This window comes from Brevibacterium ravenspurgense (assembly GCF_001584615.1).
GTDB classification, from domain to species: domain Bacteria; phylum Actinomycetota; class Actinomycetes; order Actinomycetales; family Brevibacteriaceae; genus Brevibacterium; species Brevibacterium ravenspurgense.
Window position 1 is genome coordinate 1 of sequence record NZ_LQQC01000001.1, and the last position, 16231, is coordinate 16231.

General features: G+C 61.1%; 13 protein-coding genes. 3 read left to right on the forward strand and 10 right to left on the reverse strand.

What is annotated here, in order from left to right:
• Positions 1-158: 158 nt before the first annotated feature.
• The 3 genes from Bravens_RS00005 to Bravens_RS10295 all read right to left on the reverse strand — a co-directional run bounded on the left by Bravens_RS00005 (position 159) and on the right by Bravens_RS10295 (position 3833).
• Positions 159-1472, reverse strand: coding sequence for a hypothetical protein (locus Bravens_RS00005; protein WP_157452663.1), 1314 nt, complete (start codon positions 1470-1472; stop codon positions 159-161).
• A gap of 1039 nt (positions 1473-2511) precedes the next feature.
• Positions 2512-3213, reverse strand: a complete 702-nt coding sequence (gene yczE / locus Bravens_RS00010; protein WP_244878079.1) for a membrane protein YczE — start codon at positions 3211-3213, stop codon at positions 2512-2514.
• On the reverse strand, positions 3204-3833 hold the full coding sequence (locus Bravens_RS10295; protein WP_244878080.1) for a cell division protein CrgA: 630 nt from the start codon (positions 3831-3833) through the stop codon (positions 3204-3206). Before Bravens_RS10295 ends, yczE begins: the two co-directional genes overlap by 10 nt.
• Before the next feature lie 175 nt (positions 3834-4008).
• Here Bravens_RS10295 and Bravens_RS00020 point away from each other — a divergent pair, with 175 nt between their 5' ends.
• The 3 genes from Bravens_RS00020 to Bravens_RS00030 are packed head-to-tail and all read left to right on the forward strand — an operon-like array spanning position 4009 to position 6046.
• The gene (locus tag Bravens_RS00020; RefSeq protein ID WP_062019224.1) at positions 4009-5172 is read left to right on the forward strand and encodes a class E sortase; all 1164 of its coding nucleotides are present in this window, start codon (positions 4009-4011) and stop codon (positions 5170-5172) included.
• Positions 5173-5174: 2 nt separating this feature from the next.
• On the forward strand, positions 5175-5393 hold the full coding sequence (locus Bravens_RS00025; protein ID WP_062019226.1) for a hypothetical protein: 219 nt from the start codon (positions 5175-5177) through the stop codon (positions 5391-5393).
• A complete protein-coding gene (locus Bravens_RS00030; RefSeq protein WP_062019228.1) occupies positions 5390-6046 on the forward strand; it encodes an anthranilate synthase component II in 657 nt (218 codons plus the stop codon). Before Bravens_RS00025 ends, Bravens_RS00030 begins: the two co-directional genes overlap by 4 nt.
• A 14-nt stretch (positions 6047-6060) precedes the next feature.
• Here Bravens_RS00030 and pknB read toward each other — a convergent pair whose 3' ends face one another.
• The 7 genes from pknB to Bravens_RS00065 are packed head-to-tail and all read right to left on the reverse strand — an operon-like array spanning position 6061 to position 15642.
• Positions 6061-7902 (reverse strand): Stk1 family PASTA domain-containing Ser/Thr kinase, encoded by a 1842-nt coding sequence (gene pknB / locus Bravens_RS00035; RefSeq protein ID WP_244878081.1) that lies wholly within the window; start codon positions 7900-7902, stop codon positions 6061-6063.
• Entirely contained in the window at positions 7902-9659 is a 1758-nt protein-coding gene (locus Bravens_RS00040) for a protein kinase domain-containing protein (RefSeq protein WP_019174065.1), read from the reverse strand. Before Bravens_RS00040 ends, pknB begins: the two co-directional genes overlap by 1 nt.
• Positions 9659-11125 (reverse strand): peptidoglycan D,D-transpeptidase FtsI family protein, encoded by a 1467-nt coding sequence (locus tag Bravens_RS00045; protein ID WP_062019232.1) that lies wholly within the window; start codon positions 11123-11125, stop codon positions 9659-9661. The genes Bravens_RS00040 and Bravens_RS00045 overlap by 1 nt, the downstream gene beginning before the upstream one ends.
• A complete protein-coding gene (locus tag Bravens_RS00050) occupies positions 11122-12651 on the reverse strand; it encodes an FtsW/RodA/SpoVE family cell cycle protein (RefSeq protein WP_062019234.1) in 1530 nt (509 codons plus the stop codon). Before Bravens_RS00050 ends, Bravens_RS00045 begins: the two co-directional genes overlap by 4 nt.
• A complete protein-coding gene (locus Bravens_RS10625; protein ID WP_062019236.1) occupies positions 12648-14252 on the reverse strand; it encodes a PP2C family protein-serine/threonine phosphatase in 1605 nt (534 codons plus the stop codon). The genes Bravens_RS00050 and Bravens_RS10625 overlap by 4 nt, the downstream gene beginning before the upstream one ends.
• Positions 14249-14773, reverse strand: a complete 525-nt coding sequence (locus tag Bravens_RS00060) for an FHA domain-containing protein FhaB/FipA (protein ID WP_019174062.1) — start codon at positions 14771-14773, stop codon at positions 14249-14251. Before Bravens_RS00060 ends, Bravens_RS10625 begins: the two co-directional genes overlap by 4 nt.
• Positions 14773-15642, reverse strand: a complete 870-nt coding sequence (locus Bravens_RS00065) for a DUF3662 and FHA domain-containing protein (protein WP_244878084.1) — start codon at positions 15640-15642, stop codon at positions 14773-14775. The genes Bravens_RS00060 and Bravens_RS00065 overlap by 1 nt, the downstream gene beginning before the upstream one ends.
• Between the last annotated feature and the right edge of the window lie 589 nt (positions 15643-16231).

The window sequence follows — 16231 nt, forward strand, 5'->3', positions numbered from 1 at the left end:
GCACGACAGGGCCTTGGGTGAGAGACGAGTTGAGGAACTTCTATCTTCACCCAAGGCCCGCCCCTCATTCATCACCAACACCCGGCAGTCAGAGACCGCGTCACGCACTCTGAAACCGGAAGAGCCGGTATAGACAGTTGGCATAATCCAATTCTCCTTCAATCAGTAGAACGGAACGAAACCCAGGACGGTTCATCCTCATGCAATCGCTTCAAGGACTTCTGTACGCCGCCTAAAAATAGCAAACGACAAACGAACGCTACGGACCAAACTTCCACGGCACCGCCCCATCCTGTTATCGCCAACATCAAAGCAATTGGAGCACCGATGGATCCGTATACTGTAAATAGAACCTTGGCCACTGCACGCGGTGAATATAGTACTTTCGCAAGCGAAAAATCGATACCCGACCAAGGCTCAGTGAACATTTGAACCATCAACATAGGTGCAATAAGCATGACGCTCGGATAGGGCACCAGGAAAATCGCAAGAACTAACACGACTAGAGCCAAAGGTGTGGTGAATGTCAAAGAGGCTTTGCGTAAACTGCGGAGACTGTATTTGTTAACACCAGCCGTCAACAGCATGCGTCCCCCGATGTTCCCGAACTGCTTCATTGGAATCACAAATAATCGCATAATACTCACAACCAGGGCAATGATTGCGCCCGCCTCAATGCTGTGGGTTCGTGCTACAAAGGTGAGAAAAGCGAAGAAACCCATGAATACTAGTCCGTCGGCTCCGGCGAGGGCGCGATCGGCAAAGCCATGCCAGCGGTCTTTCACACGTTTTGGTAAGAGTGCACCTAGAACGCTGGTGTCAAGTGTCTGGCGGACGAGCCGCAGGCGATACAGATACACGCAGATAGCTATAGCGCTTTGGACTAAGCCAAGCGACAGCAGGGTCCAGGCGAGCGGCAACTCTAAGCCGATAATTAGTGGTATAGAGACAATCTGAAGCAGCACTGTGGCAATGCTTGCTGTGAATATCTTACGTTCAAGAGCAAATGCCTGGAGCGCGCCCGCTGCTACCTGGGAAAATGGGATCAACAGCATCCACGGAAAAACTCCAGCTAAATAGAAGAGCTGTTCATGACCGTGATGTTCGGCAAATATAAAAAGTGCACCGCATACAACGAAAACACACAAGCCTGCTAATACTGAGATCCGCAGGGCTTGACTATTCTGCGTCCTGAATTCATCGGCAGCGGACAATGGGTCTAGTTGACCTTTTAGTTTTAACTGGACAAAACTTCGAATGCTGACAATCGAGCATCCCGCAGAGGCGGCAACTATAATACCGATTATATTTCCGGCTGATCCTAAAGCGAATACTCCGTTATCCCCGTAGGCATCACGTATAAAAATAATTGCGAATAAATTCGTAATCAAAGGCGCCAACGTTGAAAACGACATCAAGCCGACTTTTTTAATAATATCTGATGGTTTGATCGGGCTGATTGAGCTAGGCATGGTTTGAGCGTCCAGCGAAATCTGAAAGCCGATTCACATTCCAGGGGCAAGTGTCAATCCTCAGCAAATTAGTAGAGAAGCGCTTGCCTGATAAATCATAATCGCATTTAGTTAAAACTGAGGTAAATAACGGAGTCTCATTCCGGACGATTTCTATATTCATGTTCCTAAAAATTCTTCTGATGGACTCAGAGATTTGATTTAGGCGGTAGAAGCTCTTGTCGAGGCTCTCTTTAATGGCCGGTTCTCCCAGCGCTGTGTAGACTGCACACGAAGAAAGTGTCCAAGATGCGGCGGCCTCCAGTCATCGACATGATTGAGATGTGCTTGAGGAATTCGAGAGCCTGAACCTCGGCTATTTCATCTGGTCGTGCGGGGATTTTGCTTAGTGCGGTTTCGACATAGTGCTTTGGTACTGCTTCGGACAAGGCTTGCAATACGTCTCCTCGTTGAATCGTATGGCCTCGCCGGATACTTCGATTTGACGGGGCCATACAATAGGCTATTTGGGTTCGTGGTGGATCACTCGGGATCTACCTCCGCGCAGCAATCCATAGCGACGTGACGGAGTGCGTCGGCGTGCTGGTTTTTGACCACTTCTAGCAGTGTTTCCATCGTTGCGCTCTTTTAATTCGGTCGACGGTTGTTGTCAATGAGCGAGTCACCTCGCTCTTAACTGTTTTTAGTGTCGGACGTCACAGTCGTCAAGCGTTCTTTTGCTTCACAGCCTCGGAAGGCCTGCACCTCGGCGGCACTTGGGTTCGCTTTGCCGCCAGTGGATCATTCCATCCCTTTTCATTAAGCAGCAAGGTAATGCGTGTGCTTTTCTGGTCGAGAAGCATTTGGAAACCGCGTTCGCGTAGCCATTCTCTTGTCGCGGCTGTGCAAGAACAAGGTGGCTAGCTGTGATCTCCAGGGAGATTAGTCTGAAGAATTGACTTTGTGGTGAGGGTTCAACGCGCGTGTCTCGCCGCGGGACGGGACCCAACCGCCGGATGGGCGCCAACTGCCGGCGCCGACCCGCGCGTTCGGCGACCGCTCACGTCTCGTCGCTGACCAAGGGGTCGGACGGCCCGAAGATCCTCTGCGCGACTCGCAGGAAGAAGTTCGTCAGCGGGCCGATCAAGAACGCATACGCAAATGTGCCGATCCACAGCAGTCCGCCCAGCAGGACGCCCGTTACAAGAACCAAAACCTCAATAACCGAGCGCACCATCCACACGGGTTTGCCGGTCACACGGGTCAGGCCGGTCATGAGCCCGTCACGCGGCCCGGGCCCGAAGTTCGGAATGATGTACAGAACCGTGGCAATCGCGTTGAGAACAATGCCGGAGATCATGAACAGGATCCGCACCCACAGCTGTTCCGGATAGCCGATCAGCCACACGAAGAAGTCCAGCCACACGCCGATCAGCACGGCGTTGGCAATTGTTCCCAGCCCGGGCTTCTGCTTGAGCGGAATCCACGCCAGCAGAACGATGAGCGACATGATCACGATGATCGTGCCGATCGACAGCGGCACGTGGTGCGAAATGCCCTGGTGCAGAACATCCCACGGTACGGGCCCCAGATTGGACATCACCATGAGTCCCGAGGACAGCCCGTAGAAGGCAAGCCCCACAAACAGGGCCGTCAGCCTCCATCCGAGGGGTGCTTGAGCTAGGAGGCGAAAATCTGCGGCACCGCCGCGCTGGCCTGAACCGCCTGATCCGCCCTGGCCTCCGCCAGGACTCACCGCCATCTGGTGGACATCGCCAGGCCGACGACCATGATTCCGAAGCCTGCCAGCAGGTTCCAGTTACCCCACACCTTCACGGGGAACTCACCACCGGACAGGTAGAACACGATCAACCACAGCATGCCCAGGATGATGATGCCGAGCATGGTCGGCAGGAACCAGCGCGGGTTTGGGCGCACGCTGGTATCCGAGCTGCCGGACTGGTACTTGGTCTGCTTGCGCGCCGATGCGCGCTTTGCCGGGTTGCCCGACTTCGCGGAATTCTTCGACTTCTTGGCGGGCGCGGACTTGCGGTTCTTCTGCTTAGCGCCCGAGGTGCCCTTGTCTTCCGCTTTCTTGTCGGCCTTCTTCTTGGCCGACTTTTCGTCAGCCTTCTTGCTGCCCGACTTTTCGTCAGAAGCCTTTTTGTCTTCCGAGGTGCCGCTCTTGTCTGCGTCGTCGGTCTTCTTCGCCTTCTTGGAGCCCTTGTCAGCTGCCTTGCCAGAGGCCTTCGCGCTGTCTTCCGATTCTGCGCTGCTCGCGTCGAGTTCAGCCGATTCGACCGCTTCTTCAGCGTCGGCTTCGGCGGGCACCTTCGATGAGGTTGCCTTGAGGTTGTCTTCGCGCTTGCTTGACGAGGCCACAGTTCTCCTTCGGTTGGCCTTGTGCAGGCCAAACAACGGCATATCGGAATTCCTCAGGGTATGTTAGTCGTTTTTGGCTCGCATAGCACAAGAACGCCGGCTTGAACCACTATGATGGCTCGAGGAAACAGCCGGATATCCCCGCTGGGATCGTTGGAAAGCTAAGAGGACACACGTGGATCAACCACTGACGCGCAAAGAACGCATCGCGCGTGAGCGGGCTGAAGCCCAGCGTGCCGAACAAGCCGAATCTGCCGGCGAAACCTACGCCGTGCACCCAGAGGGATCACAGCGGTCCAACCGCGAACCCAGCCGCGAAACAGAGGCCCCGGCAGAATCCACCTCGTACCCTGCGGCAGAAGATGACGGTGCCGCCACCTCGCCCATGCCGGCGGTGGGGGAGCGCCCCTACATCCGCCCGGCAGCTCGCGATGCCCGTCGTGCCTACGGCACCGGACCGCAGCACACCACCGCACCGAACCAGGGCCACAGCGCGCCGACCGGCTACAGCCAGCCTGCTGCTTACAGCGCACCGACCGGCTACAGCGCCCCCACCGGGCACGCTGAACCCGCACCAGCCCCACCGGCAAAACCCGCAAAGCCGGAACCTGAACCCCTCGGCTTTATTCGCGGCACCATCCGCGGCTTCGGCGAACTATGCATCACCGCCGGCCTCATCCTCATCCTGTTCGTGGTGTGGCAACTGTGGTGGACCGACATCGAAGCGAACAAAGACAACCAGCACCTGGCAGGGTCCCTTGCCGAAAAGTGGCGCGAAAATCCGCTCGACAAACTGCCCGAAGACCCTGACACCCCCGTGCCAGCCGCACTGCCGGCTGAGAACGAAGCCTTCGGCATCATGTACATCCCGCGGTTCGGCCCCAACTACTACCGCACCATTGCGGAAGGTGTGTCGCTGGAACCCGTGCTCAACCGCATGGGCATGGGCCATTACCCGTCGACTGCCAAACCCGGTGAAGTCGGCAACTTCGCCATGGCCGGCCACCGCGTGACCTACGGAAAGCCGCTCAACCTCATCGCCGAAATGCAGCCGGGCGACAGGATCTACATTCAGACGAAGGAAGGCGTGTACACCTACACCTTCCGCAACTACGACATCACCCTGCCCGACGCCACGGAAGTGCTCGCCCCCGTCCCGTCGGCCCCCGAATACAAGGGCAAGGACCGGATCATGACGCTCACGGCGTGCAACCCCATGTTCTCCGCGCGCGAACGCTACATTGCCTACGCAACGCTCACCGACTGGTCGCCGGCCGGCACGGACGTTCCCAAGGAACTTGCCGACCTTCCCGCCTTCGAGAAAGCCGGAGGGAAGTAAGCATGTATGAATTCATCTGGCGTCTGCTGCCGGGCAACTGGTTCGTCAAAACCATCATCAGCGCACTGCTGATCGCGGTCATCGTGTTTGTGCTCATGCAGTACGTGTTCCCCGTGATCGCGCCGTACATGCCGTTCAACGACGCCACAATCGAAGGCCGGGCTGCCCACGCAACAGCCCACGCAGCGGCTGACACAGTCATCCCGGGAGCAGACCTGTGATCGCTCGCATCCTCGTGATCGACAACTACGATTCTTTCGTCTACACCCTGGTCAGCTACGTGCAGGAACTCGGCGCGCAGACCGATGTCGTCCGCAATGACGACATCACCGCCGACCAGCTGGACGAACTCCTGCCGAAGTACGACGGTGTTCTCATCTCTCCGGGGCCGGGCACGCCGGCTGAAGCCGGCATCAGCGCCGACATCGCACGATGGGCCGCTCAGCACTCGCTGCCATACTTCGGGGTGTGCCTGGGTCACCAGGTGTTGGGCGAGGTGTTCGGGGCCGTGGTCGACCGTTCACCGGTTCTCATGCACGGCAAAACCTCGCAGGTCGTCCACAACGGAGAATCGGTTTTCGCCGGCTGCCCTTCACCGCTGACAGCCACCCGCTACCATTCACTGGCAATCGTGGACGACAGCCTCCCGCAGGACGTCTTCGAAGTCACCGCGCAGACAGAAGACGGCGTCATCATGGGCATCCGCCATCGCAATGCGCCGCTGCACGGCGTGCAGTTCCACCCCGAAAGTGTTCTCACACAGAGCGGCTACACGATGGTCGCGAACTTCCTTGCCGCCTGCGGTATGCGGCAGGCAATCGCCGCCGCACACGGCCGCGCCCCGGTGGCGTCAGCCGCGGCGCTCAGCAGCTGAGCGCCGCAGCGGAATCACGAATCGTCATCTGCTCCCGGCAGAAGAGGCCATCCCTCGTCATCCGTGTTGTCATCTGCCGGCGTCGGCGTCGGAGTGGGCGTCGGCTTTTCCTTCGCCACCTTGATGGTGATCGTGGCGTGCTGTTCGGTTGACGAACCGCCCTTGACCGATTGCGAGAACACCTTGCCTGCGTCGTGGTCGTTCGTTTCGACCTCTTCGGTGTTGCACTGCAGCTGGTGCTTTTCGCCGGTCAGGATTTCGCAGGCCTCATCAGCGGTCTTGCCGGTGACATCCGGAACATCAACCCGTCCCGAAGACAGCACCAGGTCAACAGCCGAACCCTTCTCGACCTTCGAATCCTTACCGGGCTTGGTCTTGAGCACCGTGCCCTTATCAACGTCAGGCGAGTTCTCCTCGGTGTTCGAACCGCCCTTCAGACCAGCCTCTTCCAGCGTCTGGCGAGCCAAAGACTCGGTCTGTCCCGAAACATCCGGAACTGTCACCTCGGCCGGCCCAACGGAAACGAACACCGTGACATCCGAACCCACCTGGACAACAGAGCCGCCTTCGGGGTCAGTCTTGACGACGTTGCCCTCCTCGACATCGTCGTCGTTGACCTCTTCGGTCAGCCCGTTGAGGTTATTGTCCGCCAGCCACTTCAGCGCCTCTTCTTCAGAAACGTCCTTCAGGTCAGCAAGCTCGATCGTGGGCGGTTCCTGCGGTTTGGACAGCTGGTACACCCACAGGCCCAGCCCGCCCAAAACAAGGACGAGGATCGTCGCAAGAATCCACAGCCAGCTGCGCTTCTTCTTGTCCTTTTCCTCTTCTTCGTCGCGGTTGGGCAGGGTCGAAAAGCCCGAGGTGTTGCTCAGCTCATCATGTGGCCCCATGGTCTGCGGGCCGGTGCCCACGCCGACGGGAGCTACCATCTGCGTTGCGGCGGTCGCCGGGGCCGGGGTGTAGATCTGGGTTGCGTTCGGGTCGCCGCCGTCAATGCTCATGGGACGACCATCGCGGGCAGCCAGGACATCCTCGCGGAACGTGAACGCATCCTGGTAGCGCTCATCACGGCTCTTGCTCAGAGCGTGCAGCACCAGACGGTCCACCGACGGCGGAATGTTCGGGTTGATCTCCGAAGGCGGACGCGGGGTTTCGCCCACGTGCTGGTACGCCACGGCCAGCTGCGAATCACCCGTGAACGGCGGCTGGCCCGTCAGCAGTTCGTACAGCAGGCAGGCCGTCGAATACAGGTCGGAGCGGGCATCGACAACCTCGCCTCGGGCCTGCTCGGGCGACAGGTACTGGGCGGTGCCGACAACAGACGAGGTCTGGGTCAGCGAACCCGTGTCCTCAAGTGCGCGCGCAATCCCGAAGTCCATGACCTTGATGTCGCCTTCAGGAGTGAGCATGACGTTGGCGGGTTTGATGTCGCGGTGGACAATCCCGTTGCGGTGGCTGTAGTCCAGGGGCGCCAGGACACCCGCAATGATGTCCAGCGATTCCTGCACCGTCAGCGGCCCGTGGGTTGAGAGAACCTCACGCAGAGTCTGCCCCTCCACGTACTCCATGACGATGAACGGCACCATGACTTCGCCGCCGCCGGACTCCACCACGGCCTCTTCGCCGGAGTCGTAGACGCTGACGATGCCGGGGTGGTTCAGCCGGGCAGCCGACTGGGCTTCGCGGTTGATGCGCTCGTGGAAGGAATTGTCACGGGCCAGGTCGCTGCGCAGCAGTTTGATTGCCACACGACGGCCGAGCCTGCGGTCAGTTCCCGCATGCACTTCGGCCATACCGCCGCGACCCAGGAGCTCCTTGATCTCATAACGGCCCAGAAGCAGACGTGAATCTGGCATCATTTACCTCCGCTGTTCGAGGCGGAGTCCCCGCCCGTCACTTTTCCGCCACCCTGGCCGGAACCACCCTGTCCCGAATTGCCCTGGTCGGAACCGTTCTGGCCGCCTTGGCCTCCCTGGTCCTTGTTCTGTCCCGGAGCATTGCCGGAGTTTCCGCGGTCCTGACCCGGCGCATCGCCCGAATTTCCGGGGCTGTCATTGGATCCGCCGCCGTTGTCAGACCCGGAACCGCCGGAACCGTCCTGCTGGTTCGAGCCGCCCTGGTCGGATCCACCCTGGTCGGAACCGCCCTGGTTCGAGTCGCTGGGGCGCTTGCGCTCCTGCGGCTGCTGTTCCTGCTGCTCAGGCTGGCTGTCCTGGTTGTCAGCGGGGTCGTTCTGAGTTGGCTCAGAACCGCGCGAAACCACCAGTGTTACTCGCGAACCGGACGGGAAGCTGTAGCCGTTCTCACCGCTCTGCACAGCTGTGACGGTGCCTTCTGGTTCGTCAGAGTATTCCAGGGTCTTTTCGGCCTTGAGGCCAATATCCCGCAGGTCAGCCTTTGCGTCGCGGTAGTCCTTGCCGACATAGTCGCTGGGGTTGATCTCGACCATTTCGGACTGTTCATCCGTGGTCTGATCGCCGAACAGCTGTTCACCGAACAGTGCCCACGCACCCCAGCCCAGCAGACCCAGAAGGGCAATCACAAGAATCGCGATCGCAGCTTTGGCGCCTGCGCCGCCCTTCTTGCGCTCTTCGGGTTCTTCGAGTTCTTCTGACGTCGGCTCTGGTCCCGCCAGGTATCCGCGCTGGATGCCCGCCGGCTGTGCGGCCGCCTGCTCCGAGGTGTGGTTCAGCACGGTAGTCGAAGCTTCGTCAGAGCCGATCACCTGTGTTGCGGCGGTCTGTCCGCCGGCATTCGGAGCCAGCTGGGGGATGGCGGCTTCCGCAGCCGCGATGTCGCCGTCCATCAGGGCACGCGCAGCCGTGGCCACAGATGCGCCGTCAGCCGGACGCTGCCCCGGCTTCTTGGCCAGCAGGCAGTCCACGAGCCTCTGCACGGGTGCCGAAACGGTTTCCGGCAGGGCGGGGTGCTTGCGGTTGACCTGCGCAATGGCGATCTCAACCTGGGTTTCGCCGATGAACGGACGGCGGCCCGCCAGCAGTTCGTACAGGATGATGCCGAGCGAATACAGGTCGGACTGGGGCACCGAGCCCTTGCCGGTGGCCTGTTCCGGAGCCAGGTACTGGGCGGTGCCCATCACCTGACCGGTGCGGGTCAGCGGAGCCTGGTCGGCCACGCGGGCAATGCCGAAGTCGGTGATCTTCACCCGGAAGTCCGGGGTGATGAGCAGGTTGCCCGGTTTGATGTCACGGTGCACCACACCGGCCTTGTGGGCGGCATCGAGCGCCTGGGCGGCCTGCGCGGTGATGTTGAGAGCATCGACTTCGCTCATAGCGCCGTCGCGTTCGATGATTGCCGACAGCGCTTCGCCGGGCACGTACTCCATAACCAAGTAGGGTGCGCCGGTTTCTTCGCCGTAGTCGTACACGCCGGCAATGCCGGGGTCGGACACCGCGCCCATTGAGCGTGCTTCGGCCCGGAACCGAGCGAGGAAGCCCTCGTCGTCCCGGTATTCGTCCTTCATGATCTTCGCTGCGACAGGGCGGCCGAGAACGTTGTCGGTTCCCTTCCACACTTCGCCCATTCCGCCGACGGCGATGCGGGTGGTGAGTTCGTAGCGTCCGCCGAGCACCGTGCCTGCTTCTGGCTTCATCAGCTGATCACCGCCTCCATGATCTTCTTTGCTATCGGTCCCGCAGTGCGCCCGCCGGATGCTGCCGATCCTGCTGCACCGCCGTTCTCTACTACTACTGCCACGGCCACCTGGGGGTCGTCAGCCGGAGCGAACGATGTGTACCAGGCGTGGGGTGCCGCGCCTTTCGCATGCTGTGCCGTACCGGTCTTCGCAGCGACCTTGACACCAGAGATCGCTCCCGCCCCGCCGGTGCCGTCGGTGACGACCTTCTGCATCATCTGGTTGAGGTAGCCTGCCGACTCTTTGCTCATGGGCTTCGAGAAGGTTTTCGGCCGCGGGGTTTCCATCACCTCGAGCGTGCGGGCGTTCTTGACCTGCTTGACGAGGTTGGGCTGCATTTCCTTGCCGTCATTCGCGATTGCCGCGGCAACCATGGCCATCTGCATGGGCGTGGTGCGGACTTCGTACTGTCCAATGGACGACTGTGCCAGCTGCGGCGGGTTGAGATCTTCCGGGAACTGCGAAGCATCGACCTTGATGGGCGATTCGAAGCTTTCGCCGAAGCCGAACTTGGAGGCCGTTTCAGCCATCGCGTCTTCGCCGATGTCCATGCCAAGCTTGGCAAAGGTTGTGTTGCACGACTTCGCCAAAGCATGTTCGAAGCTGGCCTTGCCGCCGCTGCCGCAGGCTGCGCCGCCGGCGTTGCCGATGGTTGCGCTGGTCTGCGGAAGGTCCAAGCGGGTGGGTGAATCCAGCACAGTGTCCGGTGTGTAGTCGCCGTGTTCGAGTGCGGCTGCCGCGGTGACGAGCTTGAAAACAGAGCCGGGTGGGTACTGTTTGCCGCCGATCGCCTTGTTCACGGCAGGCTGACCGTCGGCCTTGAGGAGCTTGTCATAGGCCGACTGGGCTTTCTTCGTGTCGTGCGAAGCCAAGGGGTTCGGATCCCAGCCGGGGGTCGACACCATCGCCAGGACGTGCCCGGTCTTCGGGTCAAGCGCAACAGCGGCACCGTTCTGTCCGCCAAGAGCATCCCACGCAGCTTTCTGCGCCTTGGGGTTGATGGTCAGCTCAATGGCTGCGCCCATGTTCTCCTGACCGGTCAGCCAGTTGGAGATCTGGTCGTAGAAGAAACGGTCGTCCAGGCCCGACAGCAGGCTGCCCTCGGTGCGTTCGATCCCAGTGGAGCCGCCGATAACCGAGTAGTAGCCCGTGATGCCCGCATACATTTCGGCAGGCAGGCCCTCTCCGCCGTACTGTCGCTGGTACTTGTACTGCGTATCAACGGGAACGGACTTGGCGACGGGTTCACCGTCGATGAGGATCGGACCGCGCGGCCGTGAGAGCTGTTCGAGCAGCGTGCGGTTGTTCATCGGGTTGGAGCGCAGACTGTCAGCCGCAAGGAACTGCACCGTGCTGACCGAACCGAACAGCAGGGCAAACATCACAAGCCCCACGATGAATACGTGGTTGAGAGATTTCTTCACTGCTGTTCACCTCCTGCCGGCTTCGGCGCGTAGCCGCTGGTGCTGGGGTTGTAGTCCGAAGTTGCGAAGTCGCCACTGTCAGCCTCGACATCGGCCTCGTCATCCGTGCGCACGGTGGGCGAGGTGTCTGTGACCGCCCGCAGCACGCCCGTCTGGAATTCCTCCTGTGGGCGTCTGGCGTTGTCGCTCATGCGCAGCAGCAACCCCAGAATGATCCAGTTGGCCACAAGAGAAGAACCACCGGCTGCCAAGAACGGGGTGGTCAGACCGGTCAGCGGGATGAGGCGGGTAACACCGCCGACGACGATGAACGTCTGGAAGGCCATGAGGAACGAAAGACCCAGAGCCAGCAGGGTGCCGAACTGGTCGCGCAGGCTGCCGGCGATCTTCACGCCGCGCTGGAACATGATGAGGTACAGCGTGAGGATTGCGAACAGGCCGATCATTCCGATCTCTTCGCCGAAGCTGGCGATGATGAAGTCGGAGTCCGAATAGGGGACGATCTGCGGGCGGCCCTCGCCGAATCCCTTGCCGAAAAGACCTCCGTTGGCCATGCCGAACATGCCCTGCACCAGCTGGTAGGAACCGCCGGGTTTGCGGTTGAACTCTTCCGGTGACAGCGCGTTGAGCCACGCGTCGACGCGCTGTGAGAAGTGCGCAAACAGGAAATACGCGGAGACTGCGGCTGCGGCGAACATGGACAGGCCCAAAAAGATCCACGTTTTGATGCCGGTGGCCACGTAGAGCATTGCAACGAACAGACCGAAGAACAGCAGTGCTGAACCCAGGTCGGTCTGGAAGACCATGACGGCAACCGCAATGATCCAGGCGATGATGAGCGGACCGGTATCCCGCAGCCTCGGCAGGCGCACCCCAAGGACTCGCGGACCGGCCAGGCGCAGCTGGTCGCGGTAGTTGACGAAATAGCCGGCGAAGAAGATCGCCAAGAAGATTTTGGCGATTTCACCCGGCTGGAAGCTGAACGGGCCCAAACCGATCCAGATGCGCGAACCGTTGATGGTCCGGCCCAATCCGGGCAGCAGGGGCAGCAGAAGGAAGAAAACACCGGCGAGAAACGCAATGTAGGGCCAGTTGCGCAGAATGCGGTGATCGCGCAGCACAAAGATGACCGCGGCGCACAGAATGACGCCCAGGCCCATCCAGATGAGCTGCGAATCCGCAGTCCTCGTGGTGCCCTTGGCAACCCCGATCCGGAAGATCATCGCCAGGCCCAGGCCGTTGAGCATGACTGCGATCGGCAGCAGCACGGGGTCGGCGTACTTCGCTCGGAAGCGCAGCACGATGTTCATGCCGATGCCGAAAGCGGCGATCACGCCGGTGTAGCTGTACACGTTGGCGGGGATTTCCCCGGAAGTGCCGATGCCGACAAGCGCATAGGAACCGCCGGCGACAATCACCGCGATGATGACAAGGAACAGCTCAACATTGCGGTACGTGCGCGGACCCTTGGCAGTCTCGACCTGATCGGCTTCCGTGCGGTAGTCGTCCAGGGTTGCGCGACTCACTGTCCGTCACCGCCCGGTGATTCTGAATCGCTGCTGGGGGCGGGGTCGGTTCCGTCGTTGACGCCGCCCTGGATACCGTCACCGCTGCTGTCGCGGCTGGCTTCTTTCCGCAGGTTGTCAACGATGTTGTCAACGTCTTCCTTCGAGCCGGCAGGGATCGTCTGACCCAGGCGGTCCTGCGTGAAGCTCGACAGGCTGCTGACCTCGATGTCGGTCTGTTCCTGCAGGTGAGACAAGCTGATGGGGCCCAGGTCCTGGGAAACACCCTGGTAGACGACAACGCGCCCGTTCTCTTCGGTCACGTAGTACTGGTTCTGAATGTAGCGCCACCCGAACAGGGCCGCACCAGCCAGAAGAGCAATCACGAGCACCGTGACAATCCAGCCGAAATAGCTGCGGCGGGGCACTTCTTCGTAGTCGTCGTCATCGTCGTCGCGTGCCGCGGCAGCCCGCTTGGACGCCTTCTTGTCGGCCTTGCGCTGGGCTTTGCGCTCGGCGCGGGAGGGCTTCGGTTCCTCATCTGCGGCGGAAGCCGCGGAAGCAGCGGCGACGGGAGCGGCAGGTGCGGCTGCGGCGGCAGCCGGCTCCGCCTCGTCATCTTCTCCCGAGGTGGAGGTCGGCTGGGTGGCGGGCTCTGTATCCGCGGAAGTCGGCTGGGTGACCTCTTCGGTGTCATCGGTGCCCGTGTCCTTGCCCATCGCGGCGATGTCGCCGGCGTGCATGATGTCAGTGTCAGCGGCAGGATCGTCGTTGACGACGTTCATCTGGCGGGTGGACTCAGCTGAACTGCCCAGAAGCGCGTAGTGCGGGTTGATGCGCACCGAACCGGCGTTCGAACCGGGATCTTCAGCGCGCGCGGGGTCAGCCTCAACAATGTCGCTGACGATGACGGTCACATTGTCCGCACCGCCGCCGTCCAGGGCGAGGTCCACCAGCTGGTCGCAGGCATCATCGGGGTTTTCAACGGTTTCGAGAATCTGCTTGATGTCGCGAATATCCGCAAAGCCGGTCAGCCCGTCAGAGCACAGAAGCCAACGGTCGCCCAGCTGGGCGTTGCGGATCGACATGTCGAGCTCCGGTGTCGAACCGACATCCCCGAGCACCTTCATGACGACAGAACGCTGGGGGTGGTGCTCCGCCTCGTCCTCCGTGATGCGGCCCTCGTCCACGAGCATCTGCACAAACGTGTGGTCAGACGTCATCTGGGTCAGTTCGCCGTTGCGCAGCAGGTACGCGCGCGAATCGCCGATGTGAGCCAAGCACAGACGGCTGTCCTGGCGCATAAGCGCGGTCACGGTCGTGCCCATACCGGCAAGTTCGGGGCGTTCGGCGACAGCGGCGTTGATCCGCTCGTTCGCTTCGAGAATCGCTGAGCGCAGCTCACCCAGCAGGTCGGGGCTGTGCTGCGGAGTGTCCAGGGCAGCCAGACGGCTGACCGTGATGGCCGAAGCCACGTCACCGCCAGCGTGACCGCCCATACCGTCGGCGATCAGCAGAAAGTTCGGGCCCACATAGCCGGAGTCCTGATTGTTCTGACGCACCAGACCGACATTGGAGCGGACGGCGGCGTTGAACATGATTTCGGGAAGTTCGTTCGTCATGCCTGCAGCTCCATAGTCGTGTTGCCGATTCGCACAGGTGTGAAAGCAGGCAGGGGCACAGCGCCGTGAAGCCTGCGATCGCCGACGAACGTTCCGTTGGTAGAACCGAGGTCCTCGATGTACCACAGGCCCTCATCAGCGACAACGCGCGCGTGAACACCAGAGGCGAAATCATCGTGGAGGACAACGTCATTGCCGCCGGCACGCCCCATGGTCACTGGTTGGCCGCCCAGTGGGATGACTCTGCCCTGCAGCGCGCCGGATGTGAACACCACTTGGGCGTGATGGGCAGTTGTCACCTGGTCGCCGGGCTGAACAGAGCCGCCGGATGCGGTCGGAGCGGCAGCGGGCGTGCTCTGCGGGCGGCCGCGGTTGCCCTTGGAGCGTCCGCCCTTGCGACGGCGGACTTTAGTGCGCGGACCGAAGATGTCCTGACGCAGCACACCGGCGACGAGGAAGACGAAAATCCACAGCAGCGCGAAGAATGCGAGCCGCAGCACCATGACGGTGAGCTCTGTCATCAGCTCCCTGCTTCCGATCGATGGAACACAACCGTGCTGTCGCCGGCCTGCAGAACGGTTCCATCGGTCACATTGACTTTGGAGATGCGTTTGCCGTCCAAGAGGGTGCCGTTGGTTGAGCCAAGGTCAGAGGCCTGTGCGTGCGAACCGTCGACGGTCACCTCGAAATGGCGGCGGGAAACACCCGGGTCGTCGATGACGATGTCGGCACTGGAAGACGAACGGCCGAAGATCGTCGACCCCTGGCCCAGCCGGTAGCTGCGCGAACCAACCGACACCGTGAAGTGTGCGGCCGGCTGTCGACGAGCGGGACGTGCGGGGTCCGGATGGTGTGGAGCGGGGTGCGCTTGTGCTGGGGGTGCCGGGGGTGCGGCGGCTGGGGGAGGCGTCGGGTTGGCTTCGCGGCGGCGGGACTGTTCGTAGGCTTCCGGCACGACGGGGTTGGCGCGGCTTGCCGGGTCGTAGCCGCCGCGATTGGCCGGCTGCGCGGCGGGGGAGCCATCGGGGCGCTCAGTTCCTGCGAGCACGCGGTAGACGCCGGTGTCGAGGTCTGATGCGACGGTCAGTTCCACCGTGACGGGGCCGACGAAGGTGTAGCCCTGCTCAACAGCGTGTTCGCCGACAACCTGACGGAGATCGGTTTTGAGCTCGTCGAAGATGGGGGTCAGTCGCTCGAAGTCGTTCGAGGACAGTTCCACGGTGTAGCTGTTGGCGGTGAGTGTGCGGCCGCGCGATACAACTGCGGCGCGTGCGTCGGCTTCTTTGCGAAGCGCTCCGGCGAGCTCAACAGGTTCGACCTGGGAGCGGAAGGCCTTGGCGAACGCGCCATTGACCACGCGTTCAATTCCGCGCTCAAAACGGTCGAGCATGCCCACGGTGCGCTCCACCCCCTTTCGACGATCAATCAGTCAACTCACCATATTAACGGCCCGGGGCTTGGTGGGCCCTGAGAACCGCGTCTTCCGCCGACAGCGCGCGGCAGCGGCTGATTTGACACTAACGCGAAATCGCGCACGCGTGGGGGATATTGAGGGGATATTGATGGGGTTTGGGTGCTGTTGTTAGGTGGGTGGTTGGGGTTCGGGGTGGTTGGGGTGCGGGGTGGCTGGGTGTGCTCGGCGGTTGTCTGGTTGCCGTTGCGCACACCCGTTAGGAAGGAATCCGCGCTTTAGCCGCAAGGAGGCTCCCTTTAGCAAGAGAAACTCCCATTAGCAGTTGTTGCTAAGGCGCAGATTCCGGCTAAAGGGTGTGCGGAGGTTTTAGGGCGAGGTGCCGGGTTGGCTGTCTGTTTGCCGTTGCGCACACCCGTTAGCAAGGAATCCACGCTTTCGCCGCAGGGAGACTCCCGTTGGCAACAGAAACTCCCGTTAGCAGTTGTTGCTAAGGCGCAGAATCCGGCTAAAGGGTGTGCGGAGGTTCTAGGACGAGGTGCCGGTCTGGCTGGGTGCAATAGGTGTG